This window comes from Arthrobacter sp. MDT2-34-1 (assembly GCF_059091365.1).
In genome coordinates this window covers 1,735,652-1,755,193 of sequence record NZ_JBNHGO010000001.1, presented here as the reverse complement: position 1 = coordinate 1,755,193, position 19,542 = coordinate 1,735,652, and the positions used below count along the sequence as shown (strand labels likewise).

Here is a 19,542-nt window from a genome sequence, read left to right as displayed (position 1 = left end):
TCGCGGCCGGTCGGACCGCACTGCCGAGCAACAGGAGCAGTCGCTGGACATCGGCGACGGCCGCAGTCCTCCAGAGCGGCCGAGCTGTGCGAGAGCGGTCTTCCGCGACGGGCCTGTGTCGACTTTCGGCCGCTCTGGAACTTGGCGCGGAATGCCGGCACACTGTGTCGGCCGCTCTGGAGCCTCGCGGCGGAGTGCAGGCACCCTGCGTCGGCCGCTCTGAAGCCTCGCGCCGGCGCGGCTGTCGGCACAGGCACCAGTGCCGGCTTTGCTGTGACTGGTGACCCGGCGAGGCGGGAAGCGTAGGCTGGGAAGCGAGTCCTGCAGCAGCAGAAAAGGTGATGTGCCATGGACCGGACGTGGAAGCGCTGGCTGCCCGCCGCCGTCGTGCCCGCAGTCATTGCCGGCGGAGTGCTCACCGGTTCCCTGCAGGCCAACGCCGCAACCGATCTGCCGGACAAGACCCCGCAGCAGCTGCTGGAATTCGTGGCGGACAGCGACGTCCGAGAGCTCTCCGGCACGTTGGAACAGGACTCCGCGCTGGGGCTGCCGGAACTTCCCGAGGACCTGCCCGCGGACGAGGGCGGACAGGTGGCCGAGGCGCTGGAACTGTTGACCGGTTCCCGCACCGCGCGCGTCTACCTGGACGGGCCGGACCAGGCCCGGCTGCAGCTCTTCGACCGCTTTGCGGAGCGCGACGTGATCCGCAACGGCACCGATGCCTGGGTCTACAGCTCCAAGGAGAACGAGGCGGTCCACCTGACGCTGCCCTCCTGCGCGGACGCGGGCAAGAATCACGACGGCGGTGCGTCCCGCCCGGGCGGCGCCTACACCCCCGAACAGCTCGCCGATCACCTGCTGGCCAAGATCGGCCCGGAAACGAAGGTGTCCGTAGGCGCCGACACCGAGGTCGCCGGCCGCAGCGCCTATCAGCTGCTGGTGGAGCCGAACAGCACCGCCACGCTCGTGGGATCCGTGACCGTCGCCGTCGACGCCGAGACCGGCCTGCCGCTCAGCCTCCGGGTCGCTGCCCGGGGACAGCAGGATCCGGCGTTCCAGCTGGGTTTCAGCAAGCTGAGCCTCCAGGCCCCGGACCAGGGCCTGTTCGAGTTCACCCCGCCGGCCGGTGCCAGCGTCACCGAAAAGGCCGTGCCGCGGCACGGAGAGCAGTCACCGTCCGGACGCCATGGCCGGCACGGCGGTGGCGCTGCCGCGCTGCGAGATGACGTCACCCTCCACGGCTCCGGCTGGGAGACCGTGGCGGAAGTCCCCGCCGGGGCCCTGCCGGAGGGCTGGGAAGACTCGCCCTTGCTGGCCCAGGCCACCGAAGCGGTGGACGGCGGCAGGCTGATCTCCACCGCCCTGGTCAACGTGTACCTGACCGACGACGGCCGCGTTCTGGCCGGGTCGGTCCCGTTCGAGTCGTTGCAGGCAGCCGCGGAGGCCCGGTGAACGGCAGCGGCAACCCTGCCGCGCTGGTCATCGAGACCTCCGGACTGACCAAACGCTTCGGCCGGCAAACCGCCGTCGACTCCCTTGACCTGGCCGTCCCGCACGGCTCCGTCTTCGGCTTCCTGGGCCCCAACGGCTCGGGAAAAACCACCACCATCCGCGTCATGCTCGGGCTGGCCGCCGCCACCAGCGGGAGCGTCCGGATCTTCGGGCAGGACATGCCCGGGTCTTTGCGGGACGTGCTTCCGCGGGTCGGAGCCCTCATCGAAGGCCCGGCGTTCTACCCCTTCCTGTCCGGCGCCGCGAACCTGCACCGGCTGGACACCGCGGACCGCCATGCCCCGTCAGAGACCCGGCGGGCGAGGATCCACAGAGCGCTGGAGCGGGTCGGCCTGACCCACGCCGCGGACAAGAAGGTGCGCGCCTACTCGCTGGGCATGAAGCAGCGGCTGGGCATCGCCAACGCCCTGATGATGCCGCGCCAGCTCCTGGTACTGGACGAACCCACCAACGGGCTCGACCCGCAGGGCACCCGCGAAGTCCGCAGCCTGGTCCGTTCGCTGGCGGGGGAGGGCACCACGGTATTCGTCTCCAGCCACCTGCTCTCCGAGGTGGAGCAGATCTGCACGCACGCGGCCGTCATGCGCGCCGGCCGGCTGGTGGCGCAGGGGGCCCTGGACGAGGTGCGCCGGGCGGGGCTCACGCATGTGAGCGTCCAGACGCCCGACATCGAAGCCGCGCGCGGCGTGCTGCGCCGGTTGGGCCTGGAACCCGAGGTCCCGGACGCCGCACTCGACGGACACGTGAACGCTCCGATGAACCAACGCGGTCTGTTGCCTGAGCACATCGCCGCCGCCCTCGTGGCGGACGGCGTCCGGATCCGCGGGTTCGCCGTGGAGGCAAGCAGCCTCGAGGACCGGTACGTGGAGCTGACGGGGGAGGGATTCGACGTTGTCCAGTGAGCAGCAGCCGGGCAGGGGTGGCGACCGCCGGCCGGGGCCGGAAATCGTGGAAGTCGAGGCCGCCGACGAGGAAAATCCCGGCGCCTCGGCGGCCGCTCCGGCCCAGGGACGGGAAAACGGGAAGTCCGCCGGATGGGCCTTCTTCGGTTCCGAGCTCAGCGTGCTGTTCCGACGTGGCCGGACGTGGGCCATGCTGCTGGCCCTGGCCGCCGTACCGACGCTCATCGCGGTGGTGGTCCGGTTCGCCGCGGACGAGGGAGGGCCCGGCGGCGGTCCACCGTTCCTCAACCGGATCACGGACAACGGGTTGTTCGTGGCGCTGACCGGGCTGGTGGTGTCCATCCCGTTGTTCCTGCCGCTGACCGTCAGCGTCGTTTCCGGGGACACGATCGCCGGCGAGGCGGGCCACGGCACGCTGCGTTACCTGCTCAGCGCCCCGGCCGGCCGGCTGCGGCTGCTGGCCGTCAAGTACGGTGCGGCCGTGGCCTTCTGCATGGCGGCGGCGCTCGCCATCGCGGTCACCGGCGCGCTGATCGGCGGCCTGCTCTTCGGCGTCGGGCCGGTGACCCTGCTGTCCGGCGACACGATCGGCGTCGGCGAGTCCTTGGCTCGCCTGCTGCTTGTGGCCGCCTACGTTGCCTTGTCACTGGCAGGGCTGGCCGCCATCGGGCTCTTCATCTCCACGCTCACCGATGTTCCGGTTGGGGCCATGGCGGCGACGGCGGTGCTCGCCGTCGTCACCCAGATCGTCGGCGCGCTGCCGCAGCTGGAGTGGCTGCACCCGTGGCTGTTCACGCACCACTGGCTCAGCTTCGCCGACCTGCTGCGCCAGCCCATCTCCTGGGACGCCTTCGGCGCCAACGCCGTCCTGCAGGGCGGCTACATCGCCGTTGCCTGCGCCCTCGCCTACGGCCGCTTCTGCACCAAGGACGTGCTGTCCTAAGACGATCGCCGCCGGAGATGGACTGTGGCCGTCCGCCGCCGCTTGAAGTTGTTACGACATCCCGGCCTGTTCGTCGGGCTGATGGATGCCGATGGTGTTGTTTTCGGTGTCCAGGTAGTAGCCCTGCCACGCCATTCCCGGCAGTGCGTACTTCGGCAGGGCCGTTCGGCCGCCGGCCTCCAGGATTTTCCGTTCGGTGGCGTCGTAGTCATCCACCTCCATGGTGACCACCCAGGCGTTGGTGCCCTGGCCGCTGTCCGGGGTGGGGGCGGGGCGCTGCATGAGGCCCCCGTTGATGCCGGGCTGGTCCTCCGGGCCGGTCACGACGCCGTAGTAGGGAGTGCCGGTGACCTGTGAATAGTCCTCGAACGTCCAGCCGAACACGGTCGCGTAGAAGTTTTTGGCTCGTTCCAGGTCTTCTGCCTGGATCTCAAAGTGCACGGGACGGGCCATGGCGGGCTCCTTCGCTGGACGCGGATGCTGATGGTGTGGTGCCGGTGCTGATTAAGCGAGGCGGTGGCGGCCGGTTCCACGGCTCCAGGGAAGCCAACTGCGGGTGCGGCGCGGCCGGCTTAGGTGGCCTTCCTTTTCCAGCGGATCAGCCGCATCATCCGGAAGACGCCGATCCTCGCCGGCCACAATGTGCCCTGTTCCGGGGCCGGGTATCTGGGCCGCTGCCAGATTCGGCATTCCCGTGCTGTCCCCGGATCCGTGGACGGGCTTAGGTCCCATCCGCTCCATGTCCGTCACCGGATTGGCTTCCGGTCGTTTGTGATTTTCCCGCATGATTGGCCCCCATCGCCGCTCAGTTAATCCCCTGCGGCCTAGAGTAAACCGGATAACCAGGGAATGGGGAGAATCCCGAGAATTTTTTGTTGCCTTGGAAGGGCCGGCTGCTGCGACAGCGCTGTCAGGCGGGCGAGCAAACGACGGCGGTGGGCTGGCTCCGAGAGCCGGCCCACCGCCGTCGTGCTTGTGGTTTTGGAAGTTTAGAGCTGCGTGCCGATGGGGCCGCTGTCGTTCACTTCTCCGCGCCAGGCGCCGGTTTCGGCGCCGCGGGTTTCAATGAACTCCTTGAACTTGCGCATGTCCGACTTCACTTGCTTGTCGTCGATGTTCAGGGCGGCGCCGACCTTCTCGGTGAAGGTTTCCGGATCCCACTCGAAGCGCACCGAGACCTTGGTGCTGTCGGCGCCGAGCGGGCTGAACGTGACGACGCCGGCGTGGGACTTGCCGTCGACGCTGCGCCAGGCGATGCGCTCGTCCGGCTGCTGCTCCACGATCTCGGTGTCGAACTCGCGCTCCACGCCGCCGACCTTGGTCCTCCAGTGGTTGGTGGTGTCGGTCAGCTGGGTCACGGACTCAACGCCGGACATGAAGTTCGGAAAGGATTCGAACTGCGTCCACTGGTCGTACGCAGTGCGGACCGGAACGGCTACATCAATGGTTTCTTCCACGGTTTGCATCAGTTGCCTCCTTTGGAATCGGGCCAGGGCCGCTGTTGCGCCCCTCGAGGTGGCCTCGTGGCCTACGCTACACAGGCTGGTGAAAGGTGACAACTCGATAGACAGCTTGCTGACCATTTTCCGCGGTGCGTAGGGTGGCGTGTGTAGCTATCGCAGAGTCAACCGGCAGGAGTGAATCATGCGCGCTGTAGTGTTCGAGGACTTCAAGACTTTTCCCACCATCAAGGACGTGGAGCGGCCGAAGCCGCGGGCCGGCGAGGTGCTGCTGAAGGTCGCCGGCGCCGGAGCCTGCCACTCCGATGTTGCCATCTACAACGACTTCGAGGCCGGCGGCCCGGGGGCGGTGCCGCCGCCGTTTACGCTCGGCCACGAAAACTCCGGGTGGGTCGAAGAGCTCGGGGAGGGCGTGGAAGGCTTCAACATCGGCGATGCCTATCTGGTCTATGGGCCGATTGGCTGCGGGCACTGCAAGGCGTGTTCGCGCGGCCAGGACACTTACTGCGAGAACGCGGCCAAGATGCCCTACCTCGGTGTGGGACTGGGGCGCGACGGCGGGATGGCCGAGTACGTCACCGTCCCGGCCAGGAACCTGGTGCCGCTCGGCGACGCCGATCCGGTGGCCGCGGCGCCGCTGGCCGACGCTGCGCTGACTCCGTACCACGCCATCAAGCAGTCGCTGCCGCACCTGGCCGGCGGCGGCAAGTACGCGTTGGTCATCGGGCTGGGCGGCCTGGGCCAGATCGCCGTGCAGATCCTCAGGGCGCTAACCGGCGCCACCGTCATCGCCACCGACATGAAGGAAGAAGCGATGCGCAAGGCCGAAGAGGCCGGCGCCGTGACCGTTTCCGGCGGCGAGGGGCAGGCCGAGCGGATCCGTGACATCACCGGCGGCCGGGGCGTCGATGCCGCGTTCGACTTCGTGGGCGTGGGCCCGACCGTCAAGACCGCCGCCGCTTCCATGGCCCGGCTGTCCAGGTTGACGGTGGTGGGGATCGCCGGCGGCACGCTGGAGTGGAGCTTCTTCACTAACCCGTACGAGTCCGTCATCACGAACACCTACTGGGGCACCATCGAGGACCTGCACGAAGTGGTGGACATGTACAAGGCCGGGCAGATCGTTCCGGAGATCGAGCGCTACAGCATGGACGATGCGCTGGAGGCCTACCGCAAGCTACAGGCCGGCGAGCTCAGCGGCCGAGCCGTGGTGGTTCCGCACGGGAGCTAGGGAATTGAAGTACCGGCGGCGGGGTTGTGGCGGATATGAAGCGCATCGGTTTCCTGTCCTTCGGCCACTGGAGCCCCGCCGTCGGCTCGCCGGTTCCCACCGCCGCTGAAGGGCTGCTGCAGAGCATCGAGCTCGCGGTTGCGGCCGAGGAAGTTGGGGTGGACGGCGCGTATTTCCGCGTGCACCACTTCGCGCGGCAGCAGTCCTCGCCGTTTCCGCTGCTGGCAGCCATCGCCGCGAGGACCAACCGGATCGAGATCGGCACCGGCGTGATCGACATGCGCTATGAAAACCCGCTCTACATGGCCGAAGAGGCGGCGGCCACGGACCTGATCAGCGGCGGGCGGCTGCAACTGGGGATCAGCCGCGGGTCACCCGAGCCGGCGTTGAACGGTGCGGCGGCCTTCGGGTACCGGCCGGCCGAGGGCGAGACCGATGCGGACATGGCCCGGCGCCATACCGCGGTGTTCCGCCGGGCCATCACGGGTACGGGCATGGTCCCCGCCGACCCGAACCACCTCCAGGGCAGGCATGCCGGCATGCTTCCCGTGGAGCCTACGTCCCCGGGGCTGCCGGAGCGGATCTGGTGGGGTGCGGGCTCCCGCGCCACCGCCGTGTGGACCGCGGAGCAGGGCATGAACCTGATGAGCAGCACCCTGCTGATCGAGGACACCGGCGTGCCCTTCGACCAACTGCAGGCCGAGCAGATCCACCTGTTCCGCGAGGCTTGGCAGAAGGCCGGCCACGCGCATGTTCCGCGGGTGTCGGTCAGTCGCAGCGTGATGCCGATTGTCGACGACGAAGACCAGCGCTACTTCGGGCTCCGCGGCCAGGCCGACCAGCACGACCAGGTCGGCATGCTCGACGGTACGCGCTCGCGGTTCGGCAGGAGCTACATCGGGGATCCGGACAAAATCGGCGCCGAGTTGGTCCGGGACCAGGCGGTGCAGGCCGCGGACACCGTGCTGCTGACGGTGCCGAACTACTTGGGCGTGGAGTACAACGTGAAGATGCTGGGCAACATCGTGCAGCACGTGGCACCGGCCGCCGGCTGGCGCTGAGAAACCAGGCCGCCGTCGGCTCGTCGCCGGGGTGGCTGGCCGACGGCGGCGGGCCGCTGGGACTGAGTCCCGGCCCGGCGCGCTACAGCAGCACGTCGTTCAGGTCGTAGGAAACCGGCTCGTCCAGTTGCCCGTAGGTGCACGACTCCGGATCACGGTCCGGCCGCCAGCGGACAAACTGCGCGGTGTGCCGGAAGCGCTCGCCCTCCATGTGGTCGTATTTGACCTCCAGCACCCTTTCCGGGCGCAGCGGCACGAAGGACAGGTCCTTGCCGCCGCTCCAGCGGCTGCCCTCCGTGGTCAGGGGTGTGCGCTCGCCGGCCTCGTGCTGTTCCCGGTTCCAGGGATGGCCGTCCGAATCGGCAATCAGCGGCTGCAGCTCCTCAAACAATTCCTTGCGGCGTTTCATGCTGAACGCCCCGGCCACGCCCACGTGCACCAGGGTTCCGCCGTCGTTGTACAGGCCCAGCAGCAGCGAGCCCACCAGGCCCGGCCCGCTCTTATGCACGCGGTAGCCCGCGACCACGCAGTCGGCGGTGCGCTCGTGCTTGATCTTGAACATGCTCCGCTTGTCCGGCTGGTACTTTCCGTCCAAGGGCTTGGCCACCACGCCGTCCAGCCCGGCCCCCTCAAACTCTCCGAACCACCGCTCGGCCACCACCGGGTCGGTGGTGGCCCGGGTCAAATGGATGGGATTGACGACGGCGGAGAGCGCCTTCTCCAGCGCGGCCCGCCGTTCCTCAAAGGGGCGCGAGGTCAGATCGTCGTCGCCGAGGGCGAGCAGGTCGAAGGCCACAAATCGGGCGGGAGTCTGCACCGAGAGGAGCTTGACCCGGCTGGCCGCCGGATGGATGCGCTGCTGCAGCATCTCGAAGTCGAGCCGGTCGCCGCCTTCGCCCACCAGGATGATCTCCCCGTCCACGACGCAGCGCTCGGGCAGCTGCTCACGGAACGCGTCCACCAGTTCGGGGAAGTAGCGAGTCATGGGCTTCTCGTTCCGGCTGCCGATCTCCACCTCGTCGCCATCGCGGAAGATGATTGACCGAAAGCCGTCCCATTTTGGCTCGTACGTCATTCCGCCGTCGGGGATCGTGGCCACGCTCTTGGCCAGCATGGGCGGAACGGGTGGCATCACGGGCAGGTCCATGCGCCCATTCTCTGTGCTGGCCCAGCCGGTGTCCATGCCGGCGCAGACAGGGAGGACGCCCCGGCGCTAGGAATCCGGGCCCGCGCGGGCTTAGACCCGGCGGTAGATATCCGCCACCGGACAGTGGAAGGGATCGGAGGCGGCTATTCCGACGGCGCCCAGGTAGCGGACTATCGCCCCATAGGAGGCCAGCAGGCTGGTCTCCGTGTACGGGATCGAGTGCTCGCGGCAGTATTGGCGGACCATCGGCGCCGCCTTGCTCAGGCAGGGACGGGGCATGTCGGGGAACAGGTGGTGTTCGACCTGGCGGTTCAGACCGCCCATCAGCAGGTCCATCATCCAGCCGCCGCGGATGTTGCGGGAGGCCGTCACCTGTCGGGTGACGAAGTCCGGCCGGCTGGATTTCGAATAGATCGGCATGCCTTTGTGGTTCGGGGCAAACGACGCGCCCATGTAAAAGCCGAAGACCGCCATCTGCACGCCGATGAACGCGAACGCCTGCCCCAAGGGCAGAAGCCAGAAGACCACGGTGAGCAGCACGGCGGCGCGGGCCGCGAGGATGCCCAGCTCCAGCCAGCGGTGCTCCACCTTGGCCTGCCGGACCAGGTACTTGAAGGAATCCGCGTACAGGCTGAAGCCCAGGAACGGCAGCAGCGGGAACAGCAGGTAGCCCTGGAGCCGGGTGACACGGACCATCGCGCCGCGGCGCCCGGCCGCGGCATCAGGATGGAAGGCGATGGACCCGGTCCTGATGTCCGGGTCCTTGTCCACGGTGTTGGGAAACCCATGGTGCTTGGTGTGTTTGCGCATCCACATGGCGTAGCTGATGCCCACCAGGCAGGTGCCAACCAGCCGGGCAGCCCATTCGTTGACACGCTTGTTCTCGAAGACCTGCCAGTGGGCCGCTTCGTGCGCCAGGAAGGCGAATTGGGTGAACAGTATCCCCATCCCGGCCGCGATCAGCAGTTGGAACCAACTGCTCCCGAGCAACGAGAACCCGGTCCACGCCGCGGCCAGCAGCATCATGAGCACGGCGAAGAGGGTGATGTAGTAGCCCCTGCGGCGGCTCAGCAAGCCCGCCGACTTCATGCGGGCCATGAGGGCCAGGTACCCGGCAGCAATACTGTTGGGTGCCCGGGACGGGCGATCCGGTTCGCGGGCGGAATTGGGCTGGGGAGCCGTATTGGTCTGGGGCTTGGGCTGAAAGTCCATGACATGCCTTGCGTCCGGCGGGGTAAATACAGTCGGTGCAGCCGGCCGTCAAGCTTCAGCACCATCTGTTGTGAATGTACCGGCGCCGCGCAAGGCTGTCACCGGTAGGAGGCGCCCCGGCCTTCATCCGGACCAAATTCGCAGGCTGTGAGGACCAAGGGGCTGTCGCGGGCGGATCTCGGCTGCACTTTGAGGCGCTGTTGCACGCCGCCATTCCAAACCCTGGCCGTCTCAGAAAGCAAAGATCAGCAGGCGCCCTTCCCGCGAGCGGGAAGGGCGCCTGCTGATCAGTCGATGCCGGACCTGTTAGTCGGCGATGTAGAACAGGCGCTTGTTGACGAATTCGTCCATGCCCAGCGGGCCAAGCTCGCGTCCGAAGCCGGAGCGCTTCACGCCGCCGAACGGGATGTCGGCGCCTTCGCCGACGCCGTTGACGTTGGCCATGCCCACCTCCAGTTGCTGGGCAATCTTGCGGGCGCGCTCCTCGTCCTTGGAGAAGACGACGCCGCCCAGCCCGTAGTCGGTGTCGTTGGCCAGTTCCAGGGCTTCCTCGTCGCTGCTGACCTTGTAGACCACGGCCACCGGGCCGAACAGCTCTTCGCGGTAGGCGCGCATTTCCGGAGTGACGCCGGTCAGGACGGCCGGGGCCAGGTAGGCGCCGGGGCCATCCTGGAGGGTTCCGCCGGCGTGCAGCGTGGCGCCCTTGTTGACGGCGTCCTTGAGCTGCTCGTGCAGTCCTTCGGCCGCCGCCCGGGAGGAGAGCGGGGCGTAGGTTCCCTCGGCCTCTTCGGCCGGGTCACCGGGCTTAAGGTCCTTTGCCAGGTTGGTCAGCTCGGCCACGAAGTCGTCGTAGATGTCCTCCATGACGATCATGCGCTTGTTGGAGTTGCAGGCCTGCCCGGTGTTCTCGATGCGCGTGGCCCACGCCTGCTCGGCCGCGGCCTTGACGTCGTCGGTGTCCAGCAGCACGTAGGGATCGGAGCCGCCCAGTTCCAGGACGGCCTTCTTCAGGTTCTTGCCGGCGAGCTCGCCGATGATGGCGCCGGCTCGCTCGGAGCCGGTCAGCGAGACACCCTGCACCCGCGGGTCGGCAATGATGTCCGCGATCTGCTCGTGGCTGGCGAAGAGGTTGATGTACACGCCGTCGGGCACGCCGGCGTCGTCCATGATTTTCTGGATGGCCAGGGCGGAGCGGGGGCAGGTTTCGGCGTGCTTGAGGATGATGGTGTTGCCCAGCATCAGGTTCGGCGCGGCGAAGCGGGCCACCTGGTAGTAGGGGTAGTTCCACGGCATGATGCCCAGCAGCGGGCCGACCGGCAGCTTCTGGATCATGGCGCGGCCGCCGCCGATGGCCTTGATTTCCTGATCCGCCACCAGGTCGGGGCCCTCAGTAGCGAAGTAGCTGAAAATGTCGGTGCAGAACTCGGCCTCGCCCTTGGACTCGGACAGGGGCTTGCCCATTTCCTCGGTGATGATCGCGGCGAGCTCGTCGGCCCGCTCGGTGAACAGTTCCGCAATGCGGGACACCACCTTGGCACGGTCCGTGATCGGCGTGGCCTTCCACGCTGTGTAGGCAGCCTGGGACCTGGCGAGGGCGTCCTTGACCTCGGCGTCGGTGGCAGTGGGGAATTCCTCGACCACCTCGCCGGTGGACGGGTTTTGGACCCGGTAGCCCGGCTGGGTGGATGAAGCGGCGTGGGAAGTGGTGGTCACAGCCCTGATCTCCTTCAGATAATGACATAGCAGCGGGACGGCGGCGCGGCCGTCTCCGGTTTCCATCTTGTACCGTCCGGCCGGTTATGTGAAGTGAGTTACGCTCACGGCATGGAAGTAAGAAGCCCGGCGCGGCGTGAATTGACGGGCAGCGCGGGCCGATCGGTGCAGCATCGGGCCATCCGGCCGTCCTGAGCGGCCGCCGAACGGCTTCCGGGCTCCCGTCCTGAGCGGCCGCCGAACGGCTTCCGGGCTCCCGTTCCCAGCGGCCGCCGAAGCGCCGCCGGGCTCCCGTTCCAAGAAACCACCGAACTGCTTCCGCGCTCCCGTTCCTAGCGGGGGCCGCGCAGCCTGTCCATCTCCCGCCGGTCCTTCTTGGTTGGCCGGCCGGCACCCCGGTCGCGCTGCGGGATTCCGAGCGAGGGCATCGCCGGGCGCGGCGGCGTGTGGTCCGTGAAGCAGTGCGAGGCCGCCTCGGCTCCCACCCGCTTGGCGATCAGCCGGCGCACTTCCAGGATCCGTTCGTAGCCGGGCTGCCGCACCCGCAGGGTGTCGCCCGGGACCACCGGCTGGGAGGCCTTGACCGGGTTGCCGTTAAGCCGGACGTGTCCGGCACGGCAGGCGGCGGTGGCCGCGGAACGGGTCTTGTAGGCGCGGATGGCCCACAGCCACGCATCGACGCGCACCGAGCTCGGGGTATTGGCGGAAGTGTTCATGCCACTCCGAGTCTAGCGTCGCCGCGGCGGCATCCCGCGGCGGTCCGATTGCGCCGTCGCCGCGCCCCGGCCCTTGGGCGGTGTTTCCTTTCACTGCGAGTTCACAGCCAGTTGGCCCGCAGGTCCACTGGCGCTGTGAAGCTCGATGGCGGGGAAACCCGGACAACCACTACGAAGGGCGTCATATCCCATGGCATCTCGCCTGCTCAAAACATTGACCACCTCCGCCGCGGCCGTCGCCGTCGGCGCTACCCTCGTGGCCGCCCCGGCGGCCGGCGCGCAGAACAACCCGGGCGGGCAGGATGAAGCCCCGCTGCTGATCGGCCACCGCGGGGCCGCCGGCACCGCCCCCGAAAATACGGTTGCGGCCTTCAAGGACGGGCGCGCCTCCGGCGCCGACTTCTTCGAGATCGACGTCCAGCTCAGCGCCGATGGCGTACCGTTCCTGTTCCACGACGACACTCCGGCCCGGACCACCAACGTGGAGGAAGTATTTCCCGAGCGTGCCGGGGACCCCATCACGTCCTTTACTTGGGATGAATTGCAGCAGCTCGACGCCGGATCCTACTTCGGCGCCAAGTACCAGGGGGAGCGGATCCCGCACCTGGATGACGCGGCGAAGATCGCCACGGTGAAGACCGGCGTGTACATCGAAATCAAGTCGCCGAAGAACTCCCCGGGCATCGAACAGCTCGTCGCCGACGAGCTCCGCACCGATGCCGCCTGGACGAAGCTTGTTGCCGCCGACAAGGTCCAGGTCCTCGGCTTCGACGAGGCCTCCAACCGCACCTTCGCCGACCTGGCCCCCGAGATCGCGCTGCAGCAGCTCTCGAGCACCGTCCCGGGTCCGGCCACGCTGGAATCCTGGGCGGCCTTTGCCGATTCAATCGGCACCAACTACCGCACCCTGACGGCGCAAAATGTTGCAGACGCCAAGGCCGCCGGGCTGGTCGTCGGCGTCTACACCGCCAACTCGCCCGAGGCCGTCCAGCACTCCGTCGACCTCGGCGTCGATGCCGTCACCGGTGACTTCCCGATCCAGACCATGCGCTACCTGGACGGGCGGAAGCCCTTCCCCGCGGGCACCGGCCTGGAAATCGCCGGCGCGGTGAATGACCCCGCCGGCAGCGACGTTCAGCCGGAGACCGGCGAGCACGTGGTGCTGCGCAACACCGCCAACCACAGCATCGACGCCAGCGGCTACATCATCCGCGACGCGGCGAACAATATCCTGGCTGTGGGCGAGGGCTACGTGCTTGCCCCCGGCGCGGAGTTGCGGGTCTACACCGGTCCCGGCACCAACAGCGCCGAGGCCTACTACAACAATGGCACCGCGTCAGTACTGAACAACACCGGCGACTCCATTGCGCTGTGGGCCCCGCAGGGCACGCTGCAGGACGTCTTCGCCAACTAGGCGGCAGGTTCTGCAGCTCCGACGCCGGCACCTCGGGCGGCCTTGCCCGAGGTGCGGGCCTCGTTAATCGCGTTGCCCAAACGTGCGCCCGAAGCTGCGACGGCGAAGCTCTCGCCGGGCGGCGGGAGGACGGACCGGGCGTCCCCCAAAGTACCGACGGCTGTGCTCTCGCCGCGTGCCATTCCGGCCGGCCCTGCCTGGCGGACCGGGCATTTTGGTGCTCAGACATCAAACGTCTAACGTTTAGAGAATGATTTTAGAGCGACGGCCCAGCGGCGGCAGCAGCGGGGACCACGCGCTGGGCAGCGACCACGCGCCGGGCGGCGACCATGCGCCGGGCAGCGACGAGGCTCCGCGGGAGTTCGCCGAGGCCCTGGTGCCGGAGCTCAACGTGCAGGAGCCTGCCCCGGCGCCCGCCGCCGCGGACCGCCGCTGGTTCATTGCCGCGGCCGTAGCCGCCGTGATACTCATCGGGTTGAACCTCCGGGCTGGTATTGCCAGCGCGGCCGCGCTCTTCCACGACCTGCAGCAGCTGCTGGGGTACGGGCCGCTGGTCGCCGCACTGCTGCCCACCGTTCCCGTGTTGTGTTTCGCCGTGGCCGGAGCCGCGACCGCCTGGCTGAGCAGCCGCATGGGGCTGGAACGCGCCATCGCACTCGCGCTGACACTGCTGATTGCCGGCTTGGGCCTGCGCGGAGTCGAATCCGTCGGGATGCTGCTGGCCGGCACGGTGGTGTCCATGTCCGGACTGGCGGTCTGCAACGTGGCGCTGCCGGCGTTCATCCGCAAGTACTTCGCGCACCGGCCGTCGACGATGACCGGGGCCTACACCATCTCCATGTCCGTCGGCGCCACCCTGGCCGCGGCCGTCAGCGTCCCGCTGGCCGCACAGTTGGACTCGCCGTCGCTCGCGCTGGCCGTCTGGGCGCTGCTGGCCGTCGTCGGGCTCGCGGTGTTCCTTCCCATGGCCGTGGTCGGCAGGCGCGGGTCGGGCACACCGACGCGAGTCCATTCGTCGCCGTGGCCGCTGCTGCTCACGCGCAAGGGCGCGCTGCTCACCGGCCTGTTCACCATCCAGGCGCTGCTCGTCTATTCCGTGATGGGCTGGCTGCCGTACATCCTGATCTCGCGCGGGGTGGATGCCGCGGCCGCCGGGCAGCTGCTCGCGCTGGTCCAGCTGGTGTCCATCCCCGCCGTCGTGCTGCTGTTGTCCATGGCGGCGCGGCCGGGCCTGCTGCGGCCGGCTTTCATGATGACCTGCGCGGCGTCGCTGGTGGGCTACCTCGCCTTGCTGGTGCTGCCTGCCGAGCTCGCCGTGCTGCCCGCGGTTTTGATCGGACTGGGTTTCGGGGTTTTCCCGCTGCTGATGCTGGTGATCAGCCGCAGCGGTTCGGACGCGGCCGAGACCACCGCGCTGTCCACGCTGGCCCAATCGGTCGGCTACCTCTTCGCCGCACTGGGCCCGTTCGGGCTCGGCCTGCTGCACGATGCACTCGCCGACTGGACCATCCCGCTGGTGCTCCTGGTGGCCGGCGCGGCGATGCAACTGCTGCTGGCCCATGCGGTCAGCGGCCTGGTGCGGGAGGCGCGGCCGTGAGGTCCGGCCCGCTCCAGCGGCCGCCGCTCGCGGAGGAAGTGACGTCCAGGCTGCGGGAGTCCATCGCGGCGGGGCGGTGGCAGCTGGGTGCCCGGATCCCTTCGGAGCCGGAACTGATGGCGAGTCTGGGCGTCTCCCGCGGCACGCTGCGCGAGGCGGTCAAGGCTTTGGCCCACGCCGGGATGCTCGAGGTGCGCCGCGGCGACGGCACGTACGTGCGCGCCACCAGCGAGATCAGCGGCACCGCCCGCCGCGCCTACCGGGAGTACGACGACGAGGACGTGCTCCAGGTGCGCTTCGCGCTCGACACCCAGGCGGCGCGGCTGGCGGCGCAATCGTCGCGATCCGAGCCGTCGGGCCCCGGCGGCGCCGTGGAGGCGCTGCGGGAGAGGCTGGCCCGGCGCCGGCATGCGTGGGCCGAACAAGACCTGGAAGGCTGGATCGCTGCGGACTGGGACTTCCACCTGGCCGTGGCCGAGGCCTCCGGCAACCAGCTGTTGCACGAGCTGTACGGCAGCTTCGGCGATGTGTTCCACGGGACCAAGATGGCCCAGCGATTGCGGGACGGCTTCGATGGATGCCTACGCGCCGGACACGAGGACCTCGCGGACGCCATCGCGGCCGGAGACGAAGAAGCCGCGGTGCGGACCGTCACCGCCAACCTGCGCTACTGCCTGAAATGGATGCCGCAGCACGGCCAATAACGCCATGCTCACGCCGTGCTGCGGCGGGCTCTGGCCGCCGCGGCCGCGCGTGTGGCATGATGCCGCCCCGCCGGGGTACCTTGAATCACGAAGCCCGGACTGTCGGGACGCAGGGAACGAGGAAAGCTGGCGATGTCCACTTCGACGAAACCGTCCGGGAGCACCCGGAAGACGTGGCTGAAGATCACCGCGGCGGTGGCCGGCGCCGTCGTCGTGCTCCTGCTGTTGGTGTTGCTGGCCAAATGGATGCGCACGATGCCGGGCGTCCAGGACTTCCTGGCCGCCTACCCGGGCCGTTCCGAACTGCCCGAATCCGCGCCCGTCGGGCTGCCCGCCTGGCTGGGCTGGCAGCACTTCCTCAACTTCTTCCTGATCGTGTTGATCATCCGCACCGGCCTGCAGGTACGGGCCGGTACCCGCTCGCCGGCGTACTGGACACGCAACAACAAGGGCCTGGTGAAGACCAAGAACGCGCCCACCAAGATCACCCTGAACCTGTGGTTCCACCTGACGCTGGATGCGTTGTGGGTGCTGAACGGCATCGTCTTCATGGTGCTGATCTTCGCGACCGGGCACTGGATGCGGATTGTGCCCACCAGTTGGGACATCTTCCCGAACGCGCTGTCCGCGGTGCTGCAGTACGCCTCGCTGGACTGGCCGCTGGAGAACGGGTGGGTGAACTACAACGCGCTGCAGCTGCTGACCTACTTCGCCACCGTCTTCATCGCCGCCCCGCTGGCCATCGTCTCCGGCCTGCGCACCTCGGCCGCCTGGCCCAAGCGGGCCGCGGTCAACAAATACTTCCCGATTGAGGCGGCCCGGGCCATCCACTTCCCGGTGATGGTGTACTTCGTGCTGTTCATCATCGTGCACGTGACCCTGGTGCTGGCCACCGGCGCGCTGCGCAACCTCAACCACATGTATGCGGCCACGGACGACGGCGGATGGACCGGTTTCTGGATCTTTGCCGCCTCCGTCGCGGTGACCGTGGCGGCTTGGTTCCTGGCCCGGCCGATCTTCCTGCGCCCGATCGCCTCGCTGACGGGCAAGGTCACGAGCCGCTGACCGCGCGGCCGCCTGATCGCCGGCCGCTGACCGCGTGGCACGCGTGGCCGCCGCCTTACCGCCAGCCGCTGACCGCCTGACCGCGGCTGAAGGCTGCACCGCTACACTGCTCGCCATGATCACCGTTGCGGCCATCGCCGCGTGCCTTGTCTTCGCGCTGTTGGCCGTCTTCCAGATCCTGCTGGCCGCGGGCCTGCCGCTGGGCCGGTTCGCCTGGGGAGGAAGCCACCGCATCCTGCCGGCGAAGCTGCGCATCGGGAGCGCGGTCTCGGTGCTCCTGTATGCGTTCTTCGTGTTCGTCATCATGGACCGCGCGCAGTTTCTCGACGCGTTGCCGGAGACCGCGTCGCTCGTTCTTGGCTGGGTCCTGACCGCGTACCTGTTCGTCGGCGTCCTGATGAACGCCATCTCGCGCAGCAAGCCCGAGCGGTGGACCATGACGCCGGTCGCCCTGGTCTTGGCCGCGCTGAGCCTGGTGGTTGCCCTCGGTTGACGTGGTTTCCCGCCCTTGGCGGGCGAGCTGCAAGGCTTTTCGTCGGTGGCCGTCCAGCCGTTTGCGGGCCTCACGGCCCTTCGCGGGCGGGGGGGGTCCGGCGATTGACGGTCAGGCAGGGGAGGGGCTTGCCCCGCGGGCGGGGCGGGCTCACGATTGGTTCACTACCGGCCGATCGGAGGAAGCCATGCAGGTCCGTATCCGCCGCGCACTGACAGCAGTTGCCGTGCTCGTCACCGTCCCGGCGGCCCTTGCCGGCGGCCTGGTCCTGTGGCTGCGCTTCAGCCCCCGGCCGCTGGCGGTGCTGCTGCGGGTGCTGTCGGAACGGGACGGCCGGCGCACGGCCCGCGCGATGGCCCGGCACGTGCCGGACGGAATCAGCGAAGTATTGGATCAGGAATACCTCAGCAACCACGGGCATACCCGCCTGGACGTGTTCTTCCCGGACAAGGCGGCCGAGGATTCGCTGCGTCTTCCGACAATTGTCTGGATCCACGGCGGGGCCTGGATCTCCGGCACCAAGAACGACGTCGCCAATTACCTTCGAATCCTCGCCTCCTACGGCTTCACCGCCGTGGGGGTGGACTATTCGCTGGCCCACGTGCGCCGCTACCCCGCGCCGGTGCGCCAGACGGCCGCCGCGCTGCGCTACCTGGAACACAATGCCGAGCGGCTTCACATCGATACCGAGCGGATCGTGCTGGCCGGGGACTCGGCGGGCGCGCAAATTGCCGCGCAACTGGCGCTCGTCATCGCCGATCCCGACTATGCCAAAAGGCTCGGCATTGCCTCGCCCATGAAGCCGGAGCGGCTGCGCGCGGTGCTGCTGCACTGCGGGGCGTACGACCTCTCGCTCGCCGGGGCGGACCAGGCCGGGAACCAGAATTACCTGCGCACGGTGCTGTGGTCCTACACCGGGGCCAAAGACTATCTGGAGCGTCCGTACGTCGCGCTGGCCTCCGTGGCCAAGCACGTGGGCGCCGATTACCCGCCGGCTTTCGTGTCAGCGGGCAACACGGACCCGTTGCTGCCGCACTCGCTCGGGCTGGTCGAAGCGCTGCGGATCAAGGGCGCGGCCGTGGAGGAGTTCTTCCCCCACACGGAGGCCGGCCTAGGGCACCAGTTCCAGTTCAACCTGGAGTTGGAAGCGGCGTGGCAGGTGCTGGAGCGCAGCGTGGCGTTCCTCCGTCGCCACACCGGCTGATGCCGCCCGAGTTGAATCGGCGCCCCGCTACGAGGAGTGTTCTTCGGTGTCTGCATCACCCGGCCGGCGCCGACGCCTCCCCGGGCACCGCCGTCGTACGCTGGAAACCTGTCCAGCGAAGGGGGAACTTTCAATGAACGACGCCGGCTCGCGCCTCATATTCGGCTGCATGGGGTTGGGTGGTGGCTGGGGGAGCGGGCCGCTGGAAGCGGCCGATGTGGCGGCCGCGCACGCGGCCGTGGCGGCGGCGCTGGAGGCCGGGATCACGACGTTCGACCACGCCGACATCTACGCCCACGGCAAGGCCGAGGCCGCGTTCGGGCGGGTGTTGGCCGGAAGTCCCGAGCTGCGCGACTCGATCCGGCTGCAGGGCAAATGCGGCATCCGGCTGCCGGCCCCCGGCATGGTCGGGCACTACGACTCCTCGCGGAAAGCCATCCTGACCCGCACCGACGAGAGCCTGCGCCGGCTGCACACCGATCACCTGGATACGCTGCTGATCCACCGGCCCGATCCGCTGACGCCGGCCGAAGAGATCGCCGCGGCGTTCAACGAGCTTCGGATGGCCGGGAAGGTCCGCCGCCTTGGTGTCTCGAACATGTCCGGCGAACAGATGCGCTGGCTGCAGTCGGCGCTGGATGAACCGCTGGCGGTGAACCAGCTGGAAATGAGCCTGTACCGACGCGACTGGCTGGAGTCAGGGGTGCTGGTGAACCACCCGGAGGGACCGGGGATCAGCTTCCCGCACGGCACCTTGGAATACTGCGCCGCCCACGGGGTGGAGCTGCAGGCCTGGGGAGCGCTGGCCCAGGGCCGGTACAGCGGGCGTGCGGCAGCGGAGGCCGCGACACCGGATGCTTCCGCGCCCGCGGATGCCTCTCCCCCGGCGGATCAAGCAGCGGCAGCCCTGGTCACGGAACTTGCCCGGGACAAGGGGTGCCCGCCCGAGGCCGTGGTGCTGGGCTGGCTGCTGCGGCATCCGGCAGGCATCCGGCCGGTCGTCGGTACCAGCAGCCCGGACCGGATCCGGGCCTGTGCCGAGGCGGAAGCGGTTGGAGCATCGATGACCCGCGAGGAGTGGTACTCCCTGTGGGTGGCGGCCCGAGGCAGGCCGCTGCCTTAGCTGCCCGCGCCCGGCCCCGCAGCTGCGGGCGGGGCCGGGACCATG

Annotated in this window: 18 protein-coding genes; 12 read left to right on the top strand and 6 right to left on the bottom strand. The window is 68.7% G+C overall.

Features of this window, described 5'->3' with window-relative positions:
* The first annotated feature begins 348 nt into the window (after positions 1 to 348).
* The 3 genes from AC5RVV_RS08165 to AC5RVV_RS08155 are packed head-to-tail and all read left to right on the top strand — an operon-like array spanning position 349 to position 3,357.
* Entirely contained in the window at positions 349 to 1,452 is a 1,104-nt protein-coding gene (locus tag AC5RVV_RS08165) for a LolA family protein (RefSeq protein ID WP_494000828.1), read from the top strand.
* Positions 1,449 to 2,414: an ABC transporter ATP-binding protein gene (locus AC5RVV_RS08160; protein ID WP_494000827.1), complete on the top strand. Its 966-nt coding sequence runs from the start codon at positions 1,449 to 1,451 to the stop codon at positions 2,412 to 2,414. The genes AC5RVV_RS08165 and AC5RVV_RS08160 overlap by 4 nt, the downstream gene beginning before the upstream one ends.
* Positions 2,404 to 3,357 carry an ABC transporter permease gene (locus AC5RVV_RS08155; RefSeq protein ID WP_494000826.1) on the top strand — a complete coding sequence of 318 codons (954 nt, stop codon included), beginning with the start codon at positions 2,404 to 2,406 and terminating at the stop codon, positions 3,355 to 3,357. Before AC5RVV_RS08160 ends, AC5RVV_RS08155 begins: the two co-directional genes overlap by 11 nt.
* A 51-nt stretch (positions 3,358 to 3,408) precedes the next feature.
* On the opposite strand, the gene AC5RVV_RS08150 is transcribed toward AC5RVV_RS08155, so the two are convergent.
* Complete coding sequence (locus AC5RVV_RS08150; protein ID WP_494000825.1) at positions 3,409 to 3,810, bottom strand: VOC family protein; 402 nt, start codon at positions 3,808 to 3,810, stop codon at positions 3,409 to 3,411.
* 536 nt (positions 3,811 to 4,346) lie between these two features.
* Entirely contained in the window at positions 4,347 to 4,823 is a 477-nt protein-coding gene (locus AC5RVV_RS08145; RefSeq protein WP_494000824.1) for an SRPBCC family protein, read from the bottom strand.
* Positions 4,824 to 5,001: 178 nt separating this feature from the next.
* On the opposite strand from AC5RVV_RS08145, the gene AC5RVV_RS08140 reads away from it, so the two are divergent.
* Together AC5RVV_RS08140 and AC5RVV_RS08135 are read left to right on the top strand one after the other, a co-directional pair.
* A complete protein-coding gene (locus tag AC5RVV_RS08140) occupies positions 5,002 to 6,048 on the top strand; it encodes an NAD(P)-dependent alcohol dehydrogenase (protein ID WP_494000823.1) in 1,047 nt (348 codons plus the stop codon).
* A gap of 35 nt (positions 6,049 to 6,083) precedes the next feature.
* Complete coding sequence (locus AC5RVV_RS08135) at positions 6,084 to 7,109, top strand: LLM class flavin-dependent oxidoreductase (RefSeq protein ID WP_494000822.1); 1,026 nt, start codon at positions 6,084 to 6,086, stop codon at positions 7,107 to 7,109.
* 82 nt (positions 7,110 to 7,191) lie between these two features.
* Here the strand turns inward: AC5RVV_RS08135 and AC5RVV_RS08130 are convergent, their stop codons facing one another.
* From AC5RVV_RS08130 to AC5RVV_RS08115, 4 genes are all read right to left on the bottom strand, one after another.
* Positions 7,192 to 8,256 carry an ATP-dependent DNA ligase gene (locus AC5RVV_RS08130; protein WP_494000821.1) on the bottom strand — a complete coding sequence of 355 codons (1,065 nt, stop codon included), beginning with the start codon at positions 8,254 to 8,256 and terminating at the stop codon, positions 7,192 to 7,194.
* A gap of 90 nt (positions 8,257 to 8,346) precedes the next feature.
* Positions 8,347 to 9,468: a fatty acid desaturase family protein gene (locus tag AC5RVV_RS08125; RefSeq protein WP_494000820.1), complete on the bottom strand. Its 1,122-nt coding sequence runs from the start codon at positions 9,466 to 9,468 to the stop codon at positions 8,347 to 8,349.
* A gap of 306 nt (positions 9,469 to 9,774) precedes the next feature.
* A complete protein-coding gene (locus tag AC5RVV_RS08120; RefSeq protein ID WP_494000819.1) occupies positions 9,775 to 11,181 on the bottom strand; it encodes an NAD-dependent succinate-semialdehyde dehydrogenase in 1,407 nt (468 codons plus the stop codon).
* Positions 11,182 to 11,513: 332 nt separating this feature from the next.
* Complete coding sequence (locus tag AC5RVV_RS08115; protein WP_494000818.1) at positions 11,514 to 11,897, bottom strand: RNA-binding S4 domain-containing protein; 384 nt, start codon at positions 11,895 to 11,897, stop codon at positions 11,514 to 11,516.
* A gap of 190 nt (positions 11,898 to 12,087) precedes the next feature.
* Here AC5RVV_RS08115 and AC5RVV_RS08110 point away from each other — a divergent pair, with 190 nt between their 5' ends.
* The 7 genes from AC5RVV_RS08110 to AC5RVV_RS08080 all read left to right on the top strand — a co-directional run bounded on the left by AC5RVV_RS08110 (position 12,088) and on the right by AC5RVV_RS08080 (position 19,497).
* Positions 12,088 to 13,311 carry a glycerophosphodiester phosphodiesterase family protein gene (locus AC5RVV_RS08110; RefSeq protein ID WP_494000817.1) on the top strand — a complete coding sequence of 408 codons (1,224 nt, stop codon included), beginning with the start codon at positions 12,088 to 12,090 and terminating at the stop codon, positions 13,309 to 13,311.
* A gap of 250 nt (positions 13,312 to 13,561) precedes the next feature.
* Positions 13,562 to 14,908 (top strand): MFS transporter, encoded by a 1,347-nt coding sequence (locus tag AC5RVV_RS08105; RefSeq protein WP_494000816.1) that lies wholly within the window; start codon positions 13,562 to 13,564, stop codon positions 14,906 to 14,908.
* Positions 14,905 to 15,612 carry a FadR/GntR family transcriptional regulator gene (locus AC5RVV_RS08100; RefSeq protein WP_494000815.1) on the top strand — a complete coding sequence of 236 codons (708 nt, stop codon included), beginning with the start codon at positions 14,905 to 14,907 and terminating at the stop codon, positions 15,610 to 15,612. The genes AC5RVV_RS08105 and AC5RVV_RS08100 overlap by 4 nt, the downstream gene beginning before the upstream one ends.
* A gap of 132 nt (positions 15,613 to 15,744) precedes the next feature.
* Positions 15,745 to 16,677, top strand: coding sequence for a cytochrome b/b6 domain-containing protein (locus AC5RVV_RS08095; RefSeq protein WP_494000814.1), 933 nt, complete (start codon positions 15,745 to 15,747; stop codon positions 16,675 to 16,677).
* A 115-nt stretch (positions 16,678 to 16,792) separates the two neighbouring features.
* A complete protein-coding gene (locus tag AC5RVV_RS08090) occupies positions 16,793 to 17,170 on the top strand; it encodes a hypothetical protein (RefSeq protein WP_494000813.1) in 378 nt (125 codons plus the stop codon).
* Between the two features lie 187 nt (positions 17,171 to 17,357).
* Complete coding sequence (locus tag AC5RVV_RS08085) at positions 17,358 to 18,374, top strand: alpha/beta hydrolase (protein WP_494000812.1); 1,017 nt, start codon at positions 17,358 to 17,360, stop codon at positions 18,372 to 18,374.
* A 133-nt stretch (positions 18,375 to 18,507) separates the two neighbouring features.
* On the top strand, positions 18,508 to 19,497 hold the full coding sequence (locus tag AC5RVV_RS08080; RefSeq protein WP_494000811.1) for an aldo/keto reductase: 990 nt from the start codon (positions 18,508 to 18,510) through the stop codon (positions 19,495 to 19,497).
* Positions 19,498 to 19,542: the final 45 nt, after the last annotated feature.

Bases quoted from the DNA above. Each gene is read 5' to 3' on its own strand.
- AC5RVV_RS08165 (WP_494000828.1), top strand. From the start codon at position 349: ATGGACCGGACGTGGAAGCGCTGGCTGCCCGCCGCCGTCGTGCCCGCA.
- AC5RVV_RS08150 (WP_494000825.1), bottom strand. From the start codon at position 3,810: ATGGCCCGTCCCGTGCACTTTGAGATCCAGGCAGAAGACCTGGAACGA.
- AC5RVV_RS08145 (WP_494000824.1), bottom strand. From the start codon at position 4,823: ATGCAAACCGTGGAAGAAACCATTGATGTAGCCGTTCCGGTCCGCACT.
- AC5RVV_RS08140 (WP_494000823.1), top strand. From the start codon at position 5,002: ATGCGCGCTGTAGTGTTCGAGGACTTCAAGACTTTTCCCACCATCAAG.
- AC5RVV_RS08135 (WP_494000822.1), top strand. From the start codon at position 6,084: ATGAAGCGCATCGGTTTCCTGTCCTTCGGCCACTGGAGCCCCGCCGTC.
- AC5RVV_RS08130 (WP_494000821.1), bottom strand. From the start codon at position 8,256: ATGGACCTGCCCGTGATGCCACCCGTTCCGCCCATGCTGGCCAAGAGC.
- AC5RVV_RS08125 (WP_494000820.1), bottom strand. From the start codon at position 9,468: ATGGACTTTCAGCCCAAGCCCCAGACCAATACGGCTCCCCAGCCCAAT.
- AC5RVV_RS08115 (WP_494000818.1), bottom strand. From the start codon at position 11,897: ATGAACACTTCCGCCAATACCCCGAGCTCGGTGCGCGTCGATGCGTGG.
- AC5RVV_RS08110 (WP_494000817.1), top strand. From the start codon at position 12,088: ATGGCATCTCGCCTGCTCAAAACATTGACCACCTCCGCCGCGGCCGTC.
- AC5RVV_RS08105 (WP_494000816.1), top strand. From the start codon at position 13,562: ATGATTTTAGAGCGACGGCCCAGCGGCGGCAGCAGCGGGGACCACGCG.
- AC5RVV_RS08095 (WP_494000814.1), top strand. From the start codon at position 15,745: ATGTCCACTTCGACGAAACCGTCCGGGAGCACCCGGAAGACGTGGCTG.
- AC5RVV_RS08090 (WP_494000813.1), top strand. From the start codon at position 16,793: ATGATCACCGTTGCGGCCATCGCCGCGTGCCTTGTCTTCGCGCTGTTG.
- AC5RVV_RS08085 (WP_494000812.1), top strand. From the start codon at position 17,358: ATGCAGGTCCGTATCCGCCGCGCACTGACAGCAGTTGCCGTGCTCGTC.
- AC5RVV_RS08080 (WP_494000811.1), top strand. From the start codon at position 18,508: ATGAACGACGCCGGCTCGCGCCTCATATTCGGCTGCATGGGGTTGGGT.